Source organism: Phycicoccus elongatus Lp2 (assembly GCF_000367525.1).
Taxonomy (GTDB): domain Bacteria; phylum Actinomycetota; class Actinomycetes; order Actinomycetales; family Dermatophilaceae; genus Phycicoccus_A; species Phycicoccus_A elongatus.
Genome location: NZ_HF570956.1, coordinates 2,001,453 through 2,004,193, shown reverse-complemented (window position 1 = coordinate 2,004,193; position 2,741 = coordinate 2,001,453). Strand labels below are relative to the sequence as shown.

The following is a 2,741-nucleotide window of genomic DNA, read 5'->3' as shown; positions in this document are numbered from 1 at the left end:
CCCCCCCCCCCCCCGCCGGGATGACGTATGCCGCGGGGCTGGCCTCCGCCGTCCCTCCCGTCAGTGGTCCGGGCGCCGCGGGCGGCACTACCCCGGACCTGTCGGCGGCGGTGCCGTTTCGCGGGGTGCGTCAGGCCGGGATCATCACCCCGGCTCAGGACCGGATGCACTTCGTCGCGCTCGACGTGACGCCGGGGACGACGCGCGACGACCTGGTCGCCCTGCTGCGGGCGTGGACCCGGGCGACCGAGCGGATGACCCTGGGGGCCGAAGCCGCTCCCGGCGGTGTCGCCGGCGGCAACCCGCTTGCGGCGCCGGAGGACACCGGCGAGGCCATGGGCCTGCCGGCCTCGGGCCTCACCGTGACCATGGGCTTCGGGCCCTCGCTCTTCGACGACCGCTTCGGGCTGGACGACCGGCGGCCCGAGGGCCTGAGGGATCTCCCGCCCTTCCGGCTCGACGACCTCGACCCGGCCCGTTCGGGGGGCGACCTCTGCCTGCAGGCCTGTGCCCATGACCCCCAGGTCGCGGTGCATGCCATTCGCAACCTGATCCGGATCGGCGTCGGCAAGGTCTCGGTGCGCTGGTCCCAGCTGGGCTTCGGGCGCACCTCCTCGACGTCGACGACCCAGGCAACGCCACGCAACCTCTTCGGCTTCAAGGACGGCACCAACAACCTCAAGGCCGAGGAGCCCGAGCTCCTCGACCAGCACGTCTGGGTCCAGCCCGAAGACCTCGCGGCCGTGCCCGGGTCGGCGTGGCTGGCCGGCGGGTCCTACCTGGTCGCCCGCCGGATCCGGATGCACATCGAGGTCTGGGACAGCACGAGCCTGCAAGAGCAGGAACGAACCTTCGGGCGCCGCAAGGGCAGGGGCGAGCCGATGGGTGGCAGGGACGAGTTCGACGCCCCTGACTTCGACCGGCTCGGGGCGGACGGCGGGCCGGCAATCCCGCGCACCAGCCACGTCTTCCTTGCCCACGAGACACAACTGGGCGGCATACGAATCCTGCGTCGTGGCTACAACTTCACCGACGGCAGCGATGGGCTGGGGCGGCTGGATGCCGGGCTCTTCTTCATCGCCTTCATGCGCGATGCGCACCAGCAGTTCGTGCCGATGCAACGAGCGCTCGCGGCCAAGGACCGCCTCAACGAATACATCGTCCACAACGGCTCGGCCCTCTTCGCCTGCCCGCCCGGCGTCGCCGAGGGCGATCCGGACGACTTCTGGGGCCGATCCCTCCTCACCTGACCTCGAGGATGCCGTGGGCTCCCTTCTCCGCGTCGGCCATCGCGTGCGTGACGAAGGGGTAGTTCCCCGGCTCGGTGAGGGTCAGCTCGATGAAACCACCCTGGGCGGCGCCGAGGGAGAGCACCTGGGCGCCGCCGCCGGTCGACCCAAAGGCATCGGTGCCCGCGCGCAGGAGATAGCCACCCTCGGACCACACCGTGTCGAACTGCCCACCCACGACGTGGAAGTCGCTGCCGCGGTTGGGACCGGCGGCAAGCACCCAGATCCGCACCCGCTCGCCGACCCGAGCGGTCAGCGGTCGGGCGTCGTACTGGTTGGCGATCCCGTTGAAGGTCACCGCATCCGGGGTATTGGCCGCCGCCTTGTCGGCGTCGACGTCGGATGCCTCGGCGCGAGCGCCGGCGCCGGGCGCGGCATACACCTCTGACTGCTCGAGGACATAGCTGCGCGCCACGGGGGCCAGGCCGTCGGGCTCGATGACGACGGCACCGTGCATGCCGGCGGCGATGTGCGCGGACATCGGCATGGTGGAGCAGTGGTACATCCAGATCCCCGCGCGGGAGGCCGTGAAGCGGTAGGTCAGCGTGCCTCCCGGGGGGACGGTGCGCATGACCTCGTCCGGTGCGCGCTCGCCGGCGTGGAAGTCGATCGAATGCCCCATCGAGCCGTGGTTGACCAGGGTCACCTCGAAGGTGTCGCCCACGCGCCCGTGGAGGGTGGGGGCGGGCACCTGCCCGTTGTAGGTCCAGCGCTTCTGCCAGACACCGGGTGAGACCTCGAGGACGACCTCCTCGACGGTGAGCGTCAGCGTGTGCACGGTGCCGGCGGGCGTGGTGAGCGGGGGCAGGGTCGCGTCGACCGCGCGGAAGTCCGCGCTCGCCTTCTGCCCCAGCCTCATCCCGGCGTCGTTTCCAGTGGCCCCGGTTGTACCGGGGGTCTTGGCGCTGGTCCCAGTGTTGGTCCCGGAGGCCGCAGTCGTTCCCGGCGCCTCACCGCCCTCGGCGACGATCTCGAGCACCATGCCCATCTGGCGATGGCCGACGATCGTGCACCAGCCCTCACCGGAGGTCGTCACGACGCCGACGTCGATCGTCGCGCTCTTGCCCGGCATGATCCGCTGGGTCTTCAGGGCACCGGAGAAGGCGAGGTCGTGCGGGCTCTTGGTGTCGACGTTGACCAACTCGATGACCAGTCGGTTGCCGGCGGGCACGCTCACGGTCGATGGGGAGAAGGACATGTCGCGGGCCTCGACGCGAACCGTCGTCGTCGCTCCCGTCGGCGCGATCGCACCGGAGCCCGCGAAGGGGGCCTTCGGATCGGCTGGGGCCGACGTGCCGGTGCCGCCGGCCGTGACCAAGCCTGCGGCGCTCGGGTCCACCGCCACGCCGATGCTGACGGCGAGCAGGAGCGTCGCGATGCCCGCGACCAGCCGACCGGGCGCGAAGATCCCCGGCTCCGGACCGATGCGCGGCGGCTTGGTGGCGGCCGCGG

Annotated in this window: 2 protein-coding genes; one reads left to right on the top strand and one right to left on the bottom strand. The window is 71.7% G+C overall.

Going from position 1 to position 2,741, the window contains the following annotated elements:
- Positions 1–20: 20 nt before the first annotated feature.
- Complete coding sequence (efeB, locus tag BN10_RS09555; protein ID WP_010851042.1) at positions 21–1,250, top strand: iron uptake transporter deferrochelatase/peroxidase subunit; 1,230 nt, start codon at positions 21–23, stop codon at positions 1,248–1,250.
- Here the strand turns inward: efeB and BN10_RS09550 are convergent.
- Positions 1,243–2,741: multicopper oxidase domain-containing protein (locus tag BN10_RS09550; RefSeq protein WP_156917370.1), on the bottom strand; the 1,499-nt coding region annotated here is incomplete at its 5' end. The genes efeB and BN10_RS09550 overlap by 8 nt on opposite strands.